The following is a 16,590-nucleotide window of genomic DNA, read 5'->3' on the forward strand; positions in this document are numbered from 1 at the left end:
ATCTACGCGCGTTACGATGCCGAAGCCGGCGCCGTCGGGGCGTCTCGGTTCGAGCACTGGAGTGGTGCTCACATCAAGCGCCGACATGGCGCTCAGGTCAGGTGAAGGAGCCTTCCCGTGCGCCGGGTAGCCAAGCTTTCCGCTGCGTGTGCCGCCACCGCAGCCCTCGCACTGTCTGCCACTGCCTGTGGCAGCACCTCCTCCGAGAACAACGACAAGTCGTCGTCCTCCTCCAGTGATGGCAAGGGCGTCAAGATCGGCCTCGCCTTCGACGTCGGCGGCCGTGGTGACCGCTCCTTCAACGACTCCGCCGCGCGTGGCGCCGACAAGGCCAAGAGCGAGTTCGGCGGCGAGATCAAGGAGCTGACCGCCAAGACCTCGGACACCGAGGCCGACCGCGAGCAGCGCCTGTCGGACCTGGCCCAGGCCGGCTACAACCCGATCATCGGCGTCGGCTACGCCTACTCCGACTCGATGAAGAAGGTCGCGGCCAAGTTCCCGAAGACCAGCTTCGGCATCGTCGACTCGGTGGTGGACGTCAACAACGTCGACAGCATCACCTTCACCGAGGAGCAGGGCTCCTACCTGGCCGGTGTCGCCGCCGCGCTGAAGACCAAGAAGAACCACGTCGGCTTCATCGGCGGCGTCGACGTCCCGCTGATCAAGAAGTTCGAGGCGGGCTACGTCCAGGGCGTCCACGACACCAACCCGAAGATCAAGGTCGAGACGCAGTACCTGAGTCACGGCTCGGACACCTCCGGCTTCGCCAGCCCCGACAAGGGCAAGGCGGCCGCGCAGGGCATGCTCGACAAGGGTGCCGACGTCATCTACTCGGCGGCCGGCTCCTCCGGCAACGGCGCGATCGAGGCGGTCAGCGGCGCCAAGGGCACCTGGGCCATCGGCGTGGACTCCGACCAGTACAACATCCCGGGCCTGGCCAAGTACAAGAACTCGATCCTGACGTCGATGGTCAAGAACGTCGACGTCGGTGTCTACGACTTCATCAAGTCCGTCCACGACGGCAAGCCGCTGACGGGCGTCAACTCCTACTCGCTCGCCAAGGACGGTGTCTCGCTGGCCACCAGCGGGGGCTTCATCGACGACATCCAGGCCAAGCTGGACGCGGCGAAGAAGAAGATCGTCGACGGCGGCATCAAGGTCAAGACCACCCCGTGACCTGATGGGTCCCGTCGGACCCGGCTCGACGAGGGGCCGCAGCGCAGCCCCTCGTCGAGCCATAACAATGTGCCAACTCTACGCGCGTAGCAAGGAGTTGCCGCGCTAGCGTCGCCGACGCCTGCCCTCCCCCCGCAGCCCCTTTCCCCGAGGAGAGTGCGCCATCAACGCGTCCAGCCCTCCCGCTGCCGTCGAACTGCGCGGCATCACCAAGCGCTTCCCCGGCGTCGTCGCCAACCGCGATATCGACATCACGGTCCGCACGGGCACCGTTCACGCCCTGTGCGGTGAGAACGGCGCCGGCAAGTCCACCCTGATGAAGATCCTCTACGGCATGCAGCAGCCGGACGAGGGCACCATCACCGTGGGTGGCGAGCAGGTCACCTTCCACAACCCCGCCGACGCCATCGCACGCGGCATCGGCATGGTGCACCAGCACTTCATGCTCGCCGACAACCTCACCGTCCTCGAGAACGTCGTCCTCGGCGCGGAGAAGCTGTACGGCATCGGCGCCAAGGCGCGCGCCAAGATCAAGGAGATATCCGACGCGTACGGCCTGAACGTGCGCCCGGACGTCCTGCTGGAGGAACTCGGCGTCGCCGACCGTCAGCGCGTGGAGATCCTCAAGGTCCTCTACCGCGGCGCCAAGATCCTCATCCTCGACGAGCCCACCGCCGTCCTCGTGCCGCAGGAGGTCGACGCCCTCTTCGACAACCTGCGCGGGCTGAAGGCCGAGGGGCTCACCGTCATCTTCATCTCCCACAAGCTGGGCGAGGTGCTCTCCGTCGCCGACGAGATCACCGTCATCCGGCGCGGCACCACGGTCGGCACGGTCGACCCCGGGACGACCACCACCAAGCAGCTCGCCGAACTGATGGTCGGCAGCGAACTGCCCACGCCGGAGACCGAGGAGTCCACCGTCACGGACGTCCCGCTGCTGAAGGTGGAGAACCTGCGCCTGGCGCAGACCGACCTCGACGGCGTCGAACGGATCATCCTCGACGACATCTCCTTCACCATCCACAAGGGCGAGGTCCTCGGCATCGCCGGTGTGGAGGGCAACGGGCAGTCCGAACTGGTCGAGGCCATCATGGGCATCCGCAACCCGGACGCCGGCGTCATCACGCTCGACGGCACCGACATCTCCCACAGCCCCACCCGCCGCCGCCGCGAGGCCGGCGTCGGCTACATCCCCGAGGACCGCCACCGCCACGGCCTGCTCCTCGAGGCGCCGCTGTGGGAGAACCGCATCCTCGGCCACGTCACCGAGCGGCCCAACTCGCGCGGCGGACTGCTCGACCTCAAGGCCGCCCGCGCCGACACCGAGCGCATCGTCGAGGCCTACGACGTGCGCACCCCGGGCATCGAGGTGACCGCCGCCTCGCTGTCCGGCGGCAACCAGCAGAAGCTGATCGTCGGCCGCGAGATGAGCCACGACCCGAAGCTCCTCATCGCCGCCCACCCCACGCGGGGTGTGGACGTCGGCGCGCAGGCCGCGATCTGGGACCACATCCGCGAGGCCCGCCGCAAGGGCCTGGCCGTGCTGCTGATCTCCGCCGACCTGGACGAGCTCATCGGGCTCTCCGACACCCTGCGGGTGATGTACCGCGGCCGCCTGGTCGCCGACGCCGACCCCGCCACCATCACCCCCGAGCAGCTGGGCTCCGCCATGACGGGTGCGGCCACCGGCCACCTGGAGCACACAGAGGACGCCGACCGATGAACAAGCTGACCCAACGGATCGACAAGGAGCGGCTGCTCCTCGGGATCGCGGCGCCGCTGCTGGCCGTGGTCGCCGCGCTCGTCGTCACGACCCTGGTCATCCTCGCCACCGGCAAGAACCCGGGCGACGCCTTCAGCGACATGGTGACCTACGGCTCCGCCAGTGACAGCCAGGTCTACATCCTGAACAAGGCGACGACGTACTACCTGGCGGGCGTCGCGGTGGCCCTCGGCTTCCGCATGAACCTGTTCAACATCGGCGTCGACGGCCAGTACCGGCTCGCCGCGTTCATGGCCGCGGTCCTCGGCGGGGCGCTCACCGTCCCCGGCTGGATCGCCATTCCGCTGATCATGCTGTGCGCCGTGGCGACCGGCGCCCTGTGGGCGGCCATCGCCGGCGTTCTGAAGGTGACCCGCGGGGTGAGCGAGGTCATCTCGACGATCATGCTCAACTCGATCGCCACCGCGATCATCGCCTACCTGCTCCAGCCCGGAAAGCTCGGCCAGCTCGACCAGGCGGGCACCCTCGTCTCCACCAAGCCGCTGCCGGGGGCCTCGCACCTGTTCAACATGGACACGGGCCCCGCGGGCGTCCTCGACGGCTTCATCTTCTTCGCCGTGATCGTCGGCATCGCGTTCTGGTTCGTCCTCGGCCGCACCCGCTTCGGCTTCGACCTGCGCACCGTCGGCCAGTCCGAGTCGGCGGCCTCCGCCAGCGGTGTCAGCGTCAAGAAGATGGTCGTCACCAGCATGGTCGTCTCCGGCGCCGTGGCCGGCCTGATCGGCATGCCCACGCTGCTGAACGAGAGCTACCAGTTCGACAACAGCTTCCCGGCGGGCATCGGCTTCACCGGCATCGCCATCGCGCTGCTCGGCCGCAACCACCCGGTCGGCATCGCACTCGGCGCCCTCCTGTGGGGCTTCCTGGAGCGCACCACCAACCATCTGGAGTTCGAGGGCTACGACAAGGAGATCCTCGGCGTCATCCAGGGCGTCATCGTCCTGTGCGTCGTGATCGCCTACGAGGTCGTCCGCCGCTACGGCCTCAAGCGCCAGCAGCAGCGGGTCGGTGCCGAGCTCGCCGCCCAGGCCGTCGCCCCGATGAAGAAGCAGGAGGTGGCGTGATGACTGCCACGATGACCGACACGCCGCCGCCCGTGGCGCCCAAGGCGGACGCCGCGGCCAAGCGCCAGGGCCGGTCGCTCGGCCAGATCCTCATGATCGTCGCGGGCGCCCTGCTGCTCGTCGCCGCGGTCCGCGTGATCACCGGCGCCAACCAGCTCGACTCCGCCGGCCAGATCAGCGCCGCGCTGGGCCTCGCCGTGCCGATCGGACTCGCCGGACTCGCCGGTCTGTGGTCCGAGCGGGCCGGTGTCGTCAACATCGGTCTCGAGGGCATGATGATCCTCGGCACCTTCGGCGCCGGCTGGATCGGCTGGCAGACCAGCCCCTGGCTCGGCCTGCTGTGCGGCATCGGCTTCGGTGTCCTCGGCGGCCTGGTGCACGCCGTCGCCACCGTCACCTTCGGCGTCGACCACATCGTCTCCGGTGTCGCGATCAACCTGCTCGCGCTCGGCGCCACCCAGTACCTCGCCAAGCTCTTCTTCGTGGACGGCAAGGCCGCGGACGCCGGCGGCAACCCCAAGCAGTCCCCGCCCTCGGACTCGCTGCCCAACTTCGACGTGCCCGGCCTCTCGGACGCTCTTCAATCGGTCGAGAAGCACCACTGGTTCCTCGTCTCCGACCTCGCCGGCATCCTCGGCGGCCTGGTCACCAACCTCTCCGTGGTGACCATCCTGGCCGCGGTGCTGTTCGTCGGAACCTGGTGGCTGCTGTGGCGCACCCCGTTCGGCCTGCGGCTGCGCTCCTGCGGTGAGAACCCGACCGCCGCCGAGTCCCTCGGCGTCAACGTCTACACCTACAAGTACGCGGCCGTGGCCGTCTCCGGCGGTCTCGCCGGTCTCGGCGGCGCCTTCCTCTCGCTGGTGACCTCCCACATCTACCTCGAGGGCCAGACCGGCGGACGCGGCTACATCGGCCTCGCCGCCATGATCTTCGGCAACTGGCGGCCGGGCGGTCTGGCGATGGGTGCGGGCCTGTTCGGCTTCTCCGACGCGCTCCAGCTGCGCAACGGCGGCGTGACCGTGCACGCGCTGCTGCTCCTCCTGGTGGTTCTTCTCGCGGTTCTCGCCGGCTGGAAGCTCTACCGCAAGGCCCTGTGGCAGGGTGTCATCAGCGCCGTCATGGCCGCGCTCGTCCTGGTCTGGTACCTGGTCACGGACGAGGTGCCGGGCGACTTCGTGGGTGCCACCCCGTACGTCGTCACCCTGCTGGTGCTGTCGCTGTCCGCGCAGCGCCTGCGGATGCCCAAGGCGGACGGCATGCGGTACCGGAAGGGACAGGGCAAGTGATCTCGGACGCGACGACGGTCGACTGGGAGAGGCTGCGCGAGGAGGCGCGCGCGGCGATGTGCCGCGCCTACGCCCCCTACTCGGGCTACCCGGTCGGCGTCGCCGCGCTGGTCGACGACGGCCGCGTCGTCACCGGCTGCAACGTGGAGAACGCCTCCTACGGCCTCGGCCTGTGCGCCGAGTGCGGACTCGTCTCGCAGCTCCAGAACAGCGGCGGCGGCCGGCTCACCCACTTCACCTGCGTGGACGGCCGGGGCGAGATCCTCGTGCCGTGCGGGCGCTGTCGTCAGCTGCTGTACGAGTTCGGCGGGCCGGACCTGCTCCTGGAGACCCCGGCGGGGATCCTGCCGCTGTCCCAGATGCTGCCGCAGGCCTTCGGGCCCGACCACCTCAGCAAGTAACAACCGTCCGGCCCCGTGCGAGCCGTCCCTCGTGGCCGGCCCGCACGGGGCCGTCTCCCTTCGCACCCGGAAGGACCCGATCCCATGGCCATGGACGCCATCTCCGTCATCCGCACCAAGCGGGACCGCGGCGAGCTCAGCGACGCGCAGATCGACTGGGTCATCGACGCGTACACCCGCGGGGAGGTCGCCGACGAGCAGATGTCCGCGCTCGCGATGGCCATTCTGCTCAACGGCATGGACCGCCGGGAGATCGCCCGCTGGACCGCCGCGATGATCGCCTCCGGCGAGCGCATGGACTTCTCCTCCCTGTCCCGCCCCACGGCCGACAAGCACTCCACGGGGGGCGTCGGCGACAAGATCACCCTGCCGCTGGCCCCGCTGGTCGCCGCCTGCGGTGCCGCCGTCCCCCAGCTGTCCGGCCGGGGCCTCGGCCACACCGGCGGCACGCTGGACAAGCTGGAGTCGATCCCCGGCTGGCGGGCGCTGCTGTCCAACGAGGAGATGCTGCGCGTCCTGGACGAGGTCGGCGCGGTGATCTGCGCGGCGGGCGACGGCCTGGCCCCCGCCGACAAGAAGCTCTACGCCCTGCGTGACGTGACCGGCACGGTCGAGGCGATCCCGCTGATCGCCTCCTCCATCATGTCCAAGAAGATCGCGGAGGGCACGGGCAGCCTGGTCCTGGACGTGAAGGTGGGCTCCGGCGCCTTCATGAAGACCATCGAGGACGCCCGTGAGCTGGCGTCCACGATGGTCGGCCTCGGCACGGACCACGGCGTGAAGACGGTCGCCCTGCTCACCGACATGTCGACGCCGCTCGGCCTGACGGCGGGCAACGCCCTGGAGGTCCGCGAGTCCGTGGAGGTCCTGTCGGGCGGCGGCCCGGCGGACGTGGTGGAGCTGACCCTGGCCCTCGCCCGGGAGATGCTGGACGCGGCCGGCCTGAAGGACGTCGACCCCGCCAAGGCCCTGGCCGACGGCTCGGCGATGGACGTCTGGCGCCGCATGATCGCCGCCCAGGGCGGCGACCCGGACGCGCCCCTGCCCACGTCCCGCGAACAGCACGTGGTCAAGGCCGCCGCCTCCGGCGTCCTGACCCGCCTCGACGCCTACGACATCGGCGTCGCCGCCTGGCGCCTCGGCGCGGGCCGCGCCCGCAAGGAGGACCCGGTACAGGCGGCGGCGGGCGTCGAACTCCACGCCAAGCCGGGCGACACGGTGACGGAGGGCCAGCCCCTCCTGACCCTCCACACGGACACCCCGGAGCGCTTCGAATACGCCCTCGAGGCGGTGCGGGGCTCCTACGACATCGCGGCACCCGACACGGCCTTCACGGCGTCCCCCGTGGTGCTGGAACGTATCGCCTGATCAGGCGTTTCTCCTTTCGGGTGAACGGGATCGGTGGACCACCGCCGGTCCCGTTCGGCATGCTGGGATCGGTGACGCACCGATGGGAGAACCGCCATGAGCGCACTCACCGTGAGCCAGGACCCCGACCAGAGCTGGGACGACCTCGTCCGGTTCTGGGAGGAGATGGAATGGCCCGAGGGCAGCAAGGTGGAGATCATCGAGGGGATCATCACCGTGTCGCCTGCTCCCGCACCCCGCCACAACGTCATCGCGGAGCTGATCCAGCGTCGCCTCTACTCCGCGATCCCCGACGACTGGGGCATCTACCAGACACTGGCGATCGCCGTGCCGTCGCGTCTGGGCATGCTCATTCCGGACCTTGTGGTGGCTCCGCGACCGGAGTGCGCGGAATCGGACACACACGTCCCGGCCGCTCTCGCCGAACTCGTCGTCGAGGTGACGTCCAAGTCCAACGCCCGCCACGACCGCATCAGCAAGCCCGCCGCCTACGCCACCGCCGGCATCCCGCTGTACCTCCTCGTCGACCGATGGGCCCCGGACGGTCCCACCGTGACGCTCTACGGAGAGCCGAAGGGCGATGTCTACCGCCCCTTGGTCACGGCCAAGTTCGGCGAACCCGTCAAACTGCCCGCCCCCTTCGACGTCGTGATCGACACCGGCGAGTTCCCGGTGGACTGAAACTTCGTCACCCCAACAACGCCGCCACAGCCACCAGCACCGGCACCGACAGGATCGTCGACAGCAGGATCGACTCCTGGGCCAGTGACTCGCCCACCCGGTAGCGGCTGGCGTAGGTGAAGAGGTTCTGGGCGGCGGGCAGGGCCGAGGTCACCACCACGTCCAGCAGTTGCGGGCCCCGCAGCCCGAAGACGCTCGTCGCCAGTGCCCAGGCGGCGACCGGCTGGCCCACCGACTTCAGCGCGACCGACAGCAGCACCGGTTGACGGTCCCGGCCCCGGCCGGGGGCCGGGCTGCCGCGCAGGGCGATCCCGAAGGCCAGAAGGACGGCCGGGACGGACATGTTGGCGATCAGGGTGATCGGCTCCATCACCGGGCCGGGCACGTGCACACCGGTCGCCGAGATCAGTACGCCGCTCAGGGCGCCCACCGCGACCGGGTTGCGCAGCGGCGTCAGCAGACGCTGCCACAGGGGGCCCTTCTCACCCGCGCCGGACAGGTCCAGGACCGTCAGGGCGATGGGCGTGACCAGGATCTGCTGGAACAGCAGCACCGGCGCCACCAGCGAGGCGTCACCGAGGACATACGCGGCGATCGGGATGCCCAGATTGCCGGAATTGACGTAACTGGAACACAGGGCGCCGATCGTGGTGCGGCCCACGCCCCAGTGCCGTACCGCGCCGAACGCCACGAAGACGCCCGCCGCTGCCGCCGTGCTCGCCGCCGTCACCAGCAGCCGGCCGGAGAAGACCACCGACAGGTCGGCCCGCGCCAGCGTGGTGAACAGCAGAGCCGGGGTCGCCACATGGAAGGCCAGCTTGGTCAGCACCTCCCGACCCTGGTCGCCGAGGTAGCCGCGCCGCCCGATCAGATAGCCGACGCCGATCACGGCCGCGATGACCGCGAACCCGGTCAGCACCCCTTGCACACGGCCTCCTCGGCACAGCTCAGGAGGCCGTCGGGTATCCAGGGCGGTGCTGATGCATGGGGCATGCACTCACCCTCAGGTGAGGGAGGGCTGCGGGTCAATGTGATCTCCGGCGGGTCGCCCCACCGCGATGAGTTGTGCCCCGGCCGGGGGTCTACCGATCGTGGACGCCATGACACCCGCCGTGCTCGTGCTCGCCGGCCCCGTCACCCGGGAGGAGGTGAGGGGGCTGTGCGACGACGTGCGCGGTCTGCTGGAGAGGACCGGGGCCGGTGTCGTGGTGTGCGACGTGGGCGGGCTGGGACCGCCCGGCCTCGGCACCGTCGACCTGCTGGCGCGGCTTCGGCTGGCCGCCCGGCGGGCCGGGGGCCGCATCCGGCTGCGCGACCCCGACCCCGCGCTACACGCCCTGCTCGCCCTGGTCGGCCTCACCTTCGAGATGGAGGGGCAGCCCGAACAGCGGGAACCAGCGCTGGGTGTCGAGGAAGCAGTGGAAGCCGAGGATCCGGCCGTCTGAGATCTCCAGCACCTGCACGGCCCACGGCGTGAAGCCGCCCTTCTCCGGGTCCGGCTTGTACTGGGCGAAGCCCGGCAGCCCGTTCGCCCGGACCGGCAGCAGACGCGAGCCCGCACAGGCCGCGCCGAGCGTCGTCATGAAGCCCGTGATGTCCGCCGAGCCGGTCAGCCACAGGTCGAACGGCGGCATCGTCATCACCGCGTCCTCGTGCAGCAGCGCGGTCAGCGCCGTCATGTCGTACCCCTCGAACGCCTTCACATAGCGCTCCAGGAGCTTCTGCTGCTCCTCGTCCAGCGGATCGGACACCTCGGCTCGGGCGCCTGTGTCCTCCCGCTCGGCCAGTGTGGCCCGTGCCCGCTGCAGGGCGCTGTTGACCGAGGCGACCGTCGTGCCGAGCAGCTCGGCGACCTCGCTCGCCTTCCAGGCCAGCACCTCGCGCAGGATCAGCACGGCCCGCTGCTTGGCCGGGAGCTGCTGGAGCGCCGCCATGAACGCCAGCCGTACGGACTCCTTGGCGATCGCCGCCTCCGCCGGGTCCTCGACCGCCGGCAGGATCCGGCCGTCCGGCATCGGCTCCAGCCAGGTGTTGTCCGGGCGGGGCGCCAGAGCCGCCCGGGCCAGTGGTGTCGACTCCGTCAGATCCATCGGCCGGGCCCGCTTGTTGCCCGCCGACAGCATGTCCAGGCACACGTTCGTCGCGATGCGGTACAGCCACGAGCGAAGGCTGGAGCGGCCCTCGAACCGGTCGTGGCTGCGCCAGGCGCGTACCAGGGTGTCCTGCACCGCGTCCTCGGCCTCGAAGGACGAGCCGAGCATGCGGTAGCAGTAACCGGTCAGCTCGACCCGGTACTTCTCCAGCTCTGCGTCGAGGTCCGCCGTCGCCGTACCGTTGCTCATCGTCGTCCACCCACCCCTGCGGCCGTTCCGTCCGTGCGCGTCGTCGCGCCCAGCACTTCGGAAGCTACAGCAGCCCACTGACAACGGCCCCCGAAGCGGAGAAAGCAGCAGGTCACAGGCGTGTGAGGGGCCCGTGTCCCAGTTCGCCCGGGCTACGCCGCCACCGGCTCGCGCCGCGCCGCCACCCGTGCCGCCCGGGATCCGAGCACCGTGATCGCCACGACGCCCAGCACCGCCAGCAGGCCGACCCCGACCGTCCCCGGCCAGCCCTGGGCGTGAAAGGCCATGGCGCCGACGGTGCTGCCGGCGCTGGAGCCGATGTAGTACGCGGACTGGTACAGGGCGGAGGCCTGGGCGCGGCCGTGGGCGGCGGTCCTGCTGACCGCCGAGGAGGCCACCGCGTGCCCGGCGAAGAAGCCCGCCGTGATCAGGACCAGGCCGAGGAGCACCGGCACGACCGAGTCCAGCAGCGACAGCAGCAGTCCCGCCGCCGTCGTGGCACCCGCCAGGTACAGGGCGCCCCTGCGGCCCAGCCGGCCCACCAGCCGTCCCGCCGTCGACGCCGACACCGTGCCCACGAGATACACCAGGAAGATCGAACCGACGATGCCCTGGGGGAGGGAGAACGGCGCCTCGGTCAGGCGGTAGCCGATCACCGTGTAGACCCCGCCGAACACCGTCATGAACAGCGCGCCGATCGCGTACAGACGGCGCAGCAGCGGGTCGGCCAGGTGGTCGCGGACCGTGCCGGCCAGCACGCGCGGGCGCAGTGAGCCCGGCCTGAAGTGCCTCGGCGCCGGCAGCAGCAGACGGAACGCCGCCGCGCACAGCACCGCGATCACGCCGACGACGCCCACGGCGATCCGCCAGCCCCACGCCTGGGCGACCCAGCCGGTGATGACCCGGCCGCTCATCCCGCCCACGCTGTTGCCCGCCACGAACAGGCCGATCGCCGTGACCAGCGCCCTCGGGCGGACCTCCTCCGCCAGATAGGCCTGCGCGGAGGCCGGCAGCCCCGCCAGCGCGGCACCCTGCAACGCCCGCAGCGCCACCAGCGCGCCCAGCGACGGCGCGAACGGCACCAGCAGGCCGACGGCCACCGCGACCGTCAGCGAGACCGTCATCACCGTACGGCGGCCGAAACGTTCCGACAGCGCGCTCATCGGGAGGACGAACAGGGCCAGCCCACCGGTCGCCGCGGCGACCGTCCAGCTCGCCTCGCTCGCCGCCACCCCGAACTCCCCGGAGATCAGCGGCAGCAGCGCCTGCGTGGAGTACAGCAGCGCGAAGGTCGCGACACCGGCGAGGAAGAGGGCGAGGCTCATCCGGCGGTAGCCGGGACCGCCCGGGGTCATACGGGAATCGGTGGCGTCGACGGCAGGGACGGTGCGTGCGGCGCCCACGACGGTGGACGCCCCGGTACTGGCGGGAGACATGCTTCGACCGTAGGAACCCCGACCCTCATCCGTCCAATGCATGGAATGGCCATAATCGTTCCCATGGCGCATCAGCAGAGGTCACAAGGTCGGCTGTCACCGTCCGGTGACACAGAAGACATCGAAAGGAACACCGAGGAGATCGCGCGCCTGCTCGCGCCCCGCCTCGCCCACTTCGCCGGCGTCGCCCGCATCGAGCACGTCACGCGCGCCGCGCAGGAGATGCGGGTCCCGCAGTCGACCCTCTCCCGTGCCATGGTCCGCCTGGAGCAGGACCTCGGCGTCGACCTGTTCGCCCGGCACGGCCGTACGGTGTCCCTGACGCCCGCCGGCCGCACCTTCCTCACCTCCGTCGAACGGGCCCTCGCCGAGATCGAACGCGCCGCCGAGGAGGTACGCGCCGACGCCGACCCGGCCACCGGCAAGGTCGCCTTCGGCTTCCTGCACACCATGGGCGCCGAGACCGTGCCCGGACTGATCCACGCCTTCCGCGCCGACCACCCCCGCGTCCGCTTCAGCCTCGTCCAGAACTACGGCGAGGCCATGCTGGAACGGCTGCGCGCGGGCGAGCTGGACCTCTGCCTGACCTCACCCGTGCCGGACGCCCCGGACCTCGTCGCCCGCCGCCTCGACGAGCAGAAGCTGCGCCTGGTCGTCCCCGCCGACCACCGGCTCGCCGCCCGCCGCCGCGTCCGCCTCGCCGAGGCCGCCGAGGAGGTGTTCGTGACCCTGGAGCCCGGCTACGGACTGCGCCGGATCACCGACGCCCTGTGCCGTGAGGCCGGCTTCAAACCGAGGGTGGCCTTCGAGGGCGAGGAGACGGAGACCCTGCGGGGCCTGGTCGCCGCCGGGCTCGGAGTGGCCCTGCTGCCCCCGCCGCCCGTCCCCCGGCCCGGGGTGGCCGAGCTGTCGGTCACGGCCCCGCGCGCGGTACGGGAGATCGGCGTCGCCTGGCTGGAGGGCCACCCGGACACGCCCCCGGTGGCAGCGTTCAAGAAGTTCCTGCTGTCCCGGCGCGGCAGGCTGCTGCCGTGACGCCGCTAGGGCCTTTCGTTTGGATCAGGCCGGATCAGGGAGCGGGGTCTGGTGATGGGGGTACCTCCCACGCCGTTCAGGCAGTGGGGGAGGATCGCAAGGCGGAGGAGGGCGTCAGGGCGGAGCCATGGCAACCGACGACAACGCGGCGAGGCGCGGTGCCAGGGCCCGCGAGCCCGGCATGATCCAAACGAGAGGCCCTGGGGCGATCAGTGCCGCAGCGTCCTGCCGAACCCCGCCGCCAGCGGCATCCGCAGCCCCAGCGGCGGGGGTGCGGCCAGGGCGTCCTGCACGGGCCGTGAGAACGGCCGCCCGAACAGGGTGCCCATGATGAAGTCGGTGGCCAGCGCGGTGACCTCGTCGCGGTACTGGCGCAGCCCGTGCCCGTCGGCGTGCACCTCGAACCGGCACACGTCCCGGTTTGCCTTCTTGGCCCGCGCCGCGAACCGGAAGGACAGCTCGGGATCGCTCCGCTCGTCGTTGGTGCCGTGCACGATCAGCACCCGGCGCCCGACGAGCTGCTTGACCGGTTCGGGTGAGGCGGCCACGTCCTCCTCGGGCAGCCAGGGGGCGATCGCCACCACCGCCTCGACGGCCTCGTGCCCGCCCGCGTGCAGCGCCGCCCGGCCGCCCATGTCGAGTCCGGCCAGGCACACCGGGACGTCGCCGTAGCGCCGTACGACCTCCTCGACCGCCCATGTGGCGTCGCGGGCGAGGTGTGCCTCGCTGCCGTTCCAGCCGCGGTAGCGGTAGTGCACCACGTGCGTGGCCAGGCCCTCGTCGCGGGCGGCGCGGGCCAGCCTGCGCCCGAGGGCGCGCATGGAGGCGCTCGCCAGCACCGGGGAGGGCCTGCGCCCGGAGACCTCCCGGCCGCCCGGGAGCAGCAGCACCGCTCCGCTCACCGCCGTCGGCTCCGGGCCGAGCGTCCTCCCCAGCCGGGCCGCGCGGACCGGCGTCGCTTGCTGTGCCATGACAGAACAGTGGCAGAAGCACCGGTCCACGCCACCCGTCCGTGCGGTCACCGTTACGTATCGACGGATCTGTACAGGGCGGGAACCGGACATCTGCCGCACGCTCCCGGAACGGCGGATTTCTACGCGCGTAGGCGTTAGGGTGCGGAAATGACGAGCCAGACTGCCCACCTGGGGAACACCCCGAGCACGGACCAGATCCGCCGGGCGCCCAAGGTCCTGCTGCACGACCACCTCGACGGCGGACTCCGCCCCGGCACCGTCGTCGACCTCGCCCGCGCCTCGGGCTACTCCCCACTCCCCGACACCGACCCGGAAAAGCTCGGCCTGTGGTTCCGCGAGGCCGCCGACTCCGGCTCGCTGGAGCGGTACCTGGAGACCTTCTCCCACACCGTCGGCGTGATGCAGACCCGGGACGCGCTCGTCCGCGTCGCCCGCGAGTGCGCCCAGGACCTCGCCGAGGACGGCGTCGTCTACGCCGAGGTGCGCTACGCCCCCGAGCAGCACCTGGAGGGCGGACTGAGCCTGGAGGAGGTCGTCGAGGCCGTCAACGAAGGGTTCCGGGAGGGCGAGCGGCTCGCCCTCGCCGAGGGACGGCGCATCCGGATCGGCGCCCTGCTCACCGCCATGCGGCACGCCGCACGCGCCCTGGAGATCGCCGAACTCGCCAACCGCTACCGCGACTTCGGCGTCGTCGGCTTCGACATCGCGGGCGCCGAGGCCGGTTACCCGCCCACCCGGCACCTGGACGCCTTCGAGTATCTGAAGCGGGAGAACAACCACTTCACCATCCACGCCGGCGAGGCCTTCGGCCTGCCCTCCATCTGGCAGGCGCTCCAGTGGTGCGGCGCCGACCGGCTCGGGCACGGGGTGCGCATCATCGACGACATCCACGTCCACGAGGACGGCACCGTCACCCTCGGGCGGCTCGCCTCCTACGTCCGCGACAAGCGCATCCCCCTGGAGCTGTGCCCGAGCTCCAACCTCCAGACCGGCGCCGCCGCCTCCTATGCCGAGCACCCCATCGGGCTGCTGCGCCGCCTGCACTTCCGTGCCACGGTCAACACGGACAACCGGCTCATGTCCCACACCAGCATGAGCCGGGAGTTCGAGCACCTGGTCGAGGCATTCGGTTACACGCTCGACGACATGCAGTGGTTCTCCGTCAATGCGATGAAATCAGCGTTCATTCCTTTCGATGAACGGCTGGCCATGATCAACGACGTGATCAAGCCCGGATATGCGGCGCTGAAATCCGAATGGCTGTTTAGTCAAACCGCCTCCACCAGGGCTTCTGTGCCCTCGGAGGACTGAAAGCGGCACGGCGGACGACGGGCGGGTGTGGACGGCTTTCACAAGCCGTCCGCATTTCACTGTTTGCGGCGGACGGCCCGGCGTGTTTACGGTCGTGGACCGCTCGGTTCCCCGTCTTCCAGTCAAGGACGCATTTTCATGAAGCAGTCTGCCGCCAAGACCCTCGGTGTCGCCGCCCTCGGCGCCGCATTCGCCGCCGCAGGGGCGGGCGCCGCGAACGCCGCACCGGCCGTGCCGGACGCCGGCCAGGCGCTGGGCACCGTCAGCCAGGCGCTCCCGACGGAGAACGTCACCAACATGCTGCCGGGGGCCGGTCCGGCGCTGAAGCAGGCCAAGCCCACGCTGGCGACGGGGCTCGCCGCCGCGCAGCCGGTCGCCCAGAGCGTGCTCGAGCACGGCCCCACCAAGCCGGTCGCCGGACTGCTCGGCGGACTGCCGGTCCAGGGCCTGCCCACGCACGGCCTGCCGGTCAACGGCCTCCCCGTCGGCTGAGCACCGCCCACCACCGCATCGCAGCGCACCGCAGCACACAGCACCGACGCCGACATGCCGCCGGGGCGCACCCCTTGCTTCAGGGTGCGCCCCGGCGGCGTCTGTTCCGGCGATGTCCGGCGGATCCGGCGATGTCCGGCCGGTGCGGCTACCAGGCCGTGCGGGCGGCCTTGTCCTCCGAGGGCAGCAGGACCCACAGCGCGAGGTAGACCAGGAACTGCGGGCCCGGCAGCAGACAGGACAGCAGGAAGATCACCCGCATCGTCGTCGCGGAGGTGCCGAAGCGCCGAGCCAGCGCGGCGCACACTCCGCCGATCATGCGGCCGTTCGTGGGGCGGGCAAGGGCGGCGTTCATCTGTCTGCCTCCGTGAGCTGTCGGTGGTGCGGGGGCTCCCCTTCGGCGCCCCGTCTGACATCCACGCTACGGAGACGAAGGGGGCAAAGCGTCGCTCCACGGAGCGATCCCGACCCTGGGAATCGTCGGGGTACGACCCTGAGGCGGCTCCTCCTGCCGTACCTCCGAAACCTCCAGGCGCTCGGCCCTGCGGCGCAGGCGCGAGCGGAGAGCCGGGACGACGGCGAGATGGGCGAGGGCCACGCCCAGGGTGTTCAGCAGCAGCGTGTCGACGTCCACGACACGTCCGGGCACGCCCGTCTGCAACAGCGCGATGCCCACGGATATCAGGGCGCCCGCCGCCACCGTACGGGCCAGGGACGCGAGCGGGGAGGGGCGCGGCCTGCCGCCCGCCAGCGGCAGCAGCACCCCCAGCGGGGCCAGCAGCCCCAGGTCCTCACCGATGCGCCGGGCCGCTTCGGGCCAGCCCAGCGCCAGATCGGCGCGGACGCCGGCGAGGGGCCGCAGATTGGCCGGCATCACCCACGGGACGTTCAGCGGACGCAGCATCAGCCAGGCGACGAGCGCGAGATGGGCGACGAGGAGGACACCTGCCGTCACGCGGACGCGGATCGCGGCGCTGCCGCCGATGGAGCCTTGACGCTGCACGCCCCCCAAGACGCGCCTATCGCCCCGATCGGTTCCGCGCGCCCTTTTTTGTGGCTCGGTTCGCCTCCGGGGCGCAGAAGCCTGTGCCGAGTGGGTGATCGTGCTCGACCCTTCGGGCCTCCGCGTGTTCACCCACTCGGCACAGGCGCGCCCCTTCGGCTCACTCGCCGCGCCGGGCGCCCGCGTTCCGGGGGAGCCGGGATGCCGTGATGCCGCGAGATCCGGAGTGTCGTGAGGT

General features: G+C 71.0%; 17 protein-coding genes. 11 read left to right on the top strand and 6 right to left on the bottom strand.

Features of this window, described 5'->3' with window-relative positions; translation table 11 throughout:
• Positions 1 to 117 precede the first annotated feature (117 nt).
• The 7 genes from R2S09_RS07515 (at position 118) to R2S09_RS07545 (ending at position 7,759) form a co-directional block, all read left to right on the top strand.
• Positions 118 to 1,176 carry a BMP family ABC transporter substrate-binding protein gene (locus R2S09_RS07515; RefSeq protein WP_316740210.1) on the top strand — a complete coding sequence of 353 codons (1,059 nt, stop codon included), beginning with the start codon at positions 118 to 120 and terminating at the stop codon, positions 1,174 to 1,176.
• 196 nt (positions 1,177 to 1,372) lie between these two features.
• Positions 1,373 to 2,899, top strand: coding sequence for an ABC transporter ATP-binding protein (locus tag R2S09_RS07520; RefSeq protein WP_316740336.1), 1,527 nt, complete (start codon positions 1,373 to 1,375; stop codon positions 2,897 to 2,899).
• On the top strand, positions 2,896 to 4,023 hold the full coding sequence (locus R2S09_RS07525) for an ABC transporter permease (RefSeq protein WP_306186238.1): 1,128 nt from the start codon (positions 2,896 to 2,898) through the stop codon (positions 4,021 to 4,023). The genes R2S09_RS07520 and R2S09_RS07525 overlap by 4 nt, the downstream gene beginning before the upstream one ends.
• Positions 4,023 to 5,309: an ABC transporter permease gene (locus R2S09_RS07530; protein WP_306186236.1), complete on the top strand. Its 1,287-nt coding sequence runs from the start codon at positions 4,023 to 4,025 to the stop codon at positions 5,307 to 5,309. The genes R2S09_RS07525 and R2S09_RS07530 overlap by 1 nt, the downstream gene beginning before the upstream one ends.
• Positions 5,309 to 5,710, top strand: a complete 402-nt coding sequence (locus tag R2S09_RS07535; protein WP_306186504.1) for a cytidine deaminase — start codon at positions 5,309 to 5,311, stop codon at positions 5,708 to 5,710. The genes R2S09_RS07530 and R2S09_RS07535 overlap by 1 nt, the downstream gene beginning before the upstream one ends.
• Before the next feature lie 84 nt (positions 5,711 to 5,794).
• Positions 5,795 to 7,078, top strand: a complete 1,284-nt coding sequence (locus tag R2S09_RS07540) for a thymidine phosphorylase (protein ID WP_316740211.1) — start codon at positions 5,795 to 5,797, stop codon at positions 7,076 to 7,078.
• A 96-nt stretch (positions 7,079 to 7,174) separates the two neighbouring features.
• Positions 7,175 to 7,759: a Uma2 family endonuclease gene (locus R2S09_RS07545; RefSeq protein WP_306186234.1), complete on the top strand. Its 585-nt coding sequence runs from the start codon at positions 7,175 to 7,177 to the stop codon at positions 7,757 to 7,759.
• Positions 7,760 to 7,766: 7 nt separating this feature from the next.
• Here the strand turns inward: R2S09_RS07545 and R2S09_RS07550 are convergent, their stop codons facing one another.
• A complete protein-coding gene (locus R2S09_RS07550) occupies positions 7,767 to 8,687 on the bottom strand; it encodes an AEC family transporter (protein WP_316740212.1) in 921 nt (306 codons plus the stop codon).
• Positions 8,688 to 8,859: 172 nt separating this feature from the next.
• Here R2S09_RS07550 and R2S09_RS07555 point away from each other — a divergent pair, with 172 nt between their 5' ends.
• Positions 8,860 to 9,204, top strand: a complete 345-nt coding sequence (locus R2S09_RS07555; protein ID WP_306186230.1) for an STAS domain-containing protein — start codon at positions 8,860 to 8,862, stop codon at positions 9,202 to 9,204.
• On the opposite strand, the gene R2S09_RS07560 is transcribed toward R2S09_RS07555, so the two are convergent.
• Together R2S09_RS07560 and R2S09_RS07565 are read right to left on the bottom strand one after the other, a co-directional pair.
• Complete coding sequence (locus tag R2S09_RS07560; protein ID WP_306186228.1) at positions 9,088 to 10,101, bottom strand: sigma-70 family RNA polymerase sigma factor; 1,014 nt, start codon at positions 10,099 to 10,101, stop codon at positions 9,088 to 9,090. The genes R2S09_RS07555 and R2S09_RS07560 overlap by 117 nt on opposite strands.
• A 152-nt stretch (positions 10,102 to 10,253) precedes the next feature.
• On the bottom strand, positions 10,254 to 11,537 hold the full coding sequence (locus R2S09_RS07565) for an MFS transporter (protein ID WP_316740213.1): 1,284 nt from the start codon (positions 11,535 to 11,537) through the stop codon (positions 10,254 to 10,256).
• A 63-nt stretch (positions 11,538 to 11,600) separates the two neighbouring features.
• Here R2S09_RS07565 and R2S09_RS07570 point away from each other — a divergent pair, with 63 nt between their 5' ends.
• Positions 11,601 to 12,572, top strand: a complete 972-nt coding sequence (locus R2S09_RS07570) for a LysR substrate-binding domain-containing protein (protein ID WP_316740214.1) — start codon at positions 11,601 to 11,603, stop codon at positions 12,570 to 12,572.
• 209 nt (positions 12,573 to 12,781) lie between these two features.
• Here R2S09_RS07570 and R2S09_RS07575 read toward each other — a convergent pair whose 3' ends face one another.
• Positions 12,782 to 13,543 carry an alpha/beta hydrolase gene (locus R2S09_RS07575; protein ID WP_306186224.1) on the bottom strand — a complete coding sequence of 254 codons (762 nt, stop codon included), beginning with the start codon at positions 13,541 to 13,543 and terminating at the stop codon, positions 12,782 to 12,784.
• A 150-nt stretch (positions 13,544 to 13,693) separates the two neighbouring features.
• Between R2S09_RS07575 and R2S09_RS07580 the strand changes: the two genes are divergently transcribed.
• Together R2S09_RS07580 and R2S09_RS07585 are read left to right on the top strand one after the other, a co-directional pair.
• Positions 13,694 to 14,857 carry an adenosine deaminase gene (locus R2S09_RS07580; protein WP_316740215.1) on the top strand — a complete coding sequence of 388 codons (1,164 nt, stop codon included), beginning with the start codon at positions 13,694 to 13,696 and terminating at the stop codon, positions 14,855 to 14,857.
• Between the two features lie 138 nt (positions 14,858 to 14,995).
• Positions 14,996 to 15,349 (top strand): ATP-binding protein, encoded by a 354-nt coding sequence (locus R2S09_RS07585; RefSeq protein WP_306186220.1) that lies wholly within the window; start codon positions 14,996 to 14,998, stop codon positions 15,347 to 15,349.
• 148 nt (positions 15,350 to 15,497) lie between these two features.
• Here R2S09_RS07585 and R2S09_RS07590 read toward each other — a convergent pair whose 3' ends face one another.
• On the bottom strand, positions 15,498 to 15,704 hold the full coding sequence (locus R2S09_RS07590) for a PspC domain-containing protein (protein WP_306186218.1): 207 nt from the start codon (positions 15,702 to 15,704) through the stop codon (positions 15,498 to 15,500).
• A gap of 66 nt (positions 15,705 to 15,770) precedes the next feature.
• Entirely contained in the window at positions 15,771 to 16,352 is a 582-nt protein-coding gene (locus R2S09_RS07595; RefSeq protein ID WP_316740216.1) for a VanZ family protein, read from the bottom strand.
• Positions 16,353 to 16,590 lie beyond the last annotated feature (238 nt).

The organism is Streptomyces sp. MK7 (assembly GCF_032658145.1).
In the GTDB taxonomy this organism is placed as follows: Bacteria; Actinomycetota; Actinomycetes; order Streptomycetales; family Streptomycetaceae; genus Streptomyces; species Streptomyces spiralis.

Excerpts from the sequence above, each read along its gene's own strand:
- R2S09_RS07525 (WP_306186238.1), top strand. The coding sequence starts at position 2,896 with ATGAACAAGCTGACCCAACGGATCGACAAGGAGCGGCTGCTCCTCGGG.
- R2S09_RS07530 (WP_306186236.1), top strand. The coding sequence starts at position 4,023 with ATGACTGCCACGATGACCGACACGCCGCCGCCCGTGGCGCCCAAGGCG.
- R2S09_RS07540 (WP_316740211.1), top strand. The coding sequence starts at position 5,795 with ATGGCCATGGACGCCATCTCCGTCATCCGCACCAAGCGGGACCGCGGC.
- R2S09_RS07545 (WP_306186234.1), top strand. The coding sequence starts at position 7,175 with ATGAGCGCACTCACCGTGAGCCAGGACCCCGACCAGAGCTGGGACGAC.
- R2S09_RS07555 (WP_306186230.1), top strand. The coding sequence starts at position 8,860 with ATGACACCCGCCGTGCTCGTGCTCGCCGGCCCCGTCACCCGGGAGGAG.
- R2S09_RS07560 (WP_306186228.1), bottom strand. The coding sequence starts at position 10,101 with ATGAGCAACGGTACGGCGACGGCGGACCTCGACGCAGAGCTGGAGAAG.
- R2S09_RS07565 (WP_316740213.1), bottom strand. The coding sequence starts at position 11,537 with ATGTCTCCCGCCAGTACCGGGGCGTCCACCGTCGTGGGCGCCGCACGC.
- R2S09_RS07570 (WP_316740214.1), top strand. The coding sequence starts at position 11,601 with ATGGCGCATCAGCAGAGGTCACAAGGTCGGCTGTCACCGTCCGGTGAC.
- R2S09_RS07575 (WP_306186224.1), bottom strand. The coding sequence starts at position 13,543 with ATGGCACAGCAAGCGACGCCGGTCCGCGCGGCCCGGCTGGGGAGGACG.
- R2S09_RS07580 (WP_316740215.1), top strand. The coding sequence starts at position 13,694 with ATGACGAGCCAGACTGCCCACCTGGGGAACACCCCGAGCACGGACCAG.
- R2S09_RS07585 (WP_306186220.1), top strand. The coding sequence starts at position 14,996 with ATGAAGCAGTCTGCCGCCAAGACCCTCGGTGTCGCCGCCCTCGGCGCC.
- R2S09_RS07590 (WP_306186218.1), bottom strand. The coding sequence starts at position 15,704 with ATGAACGCCGCCCTTGCCCGCCCCACGAACGGCCGCATGATCGGCGGA.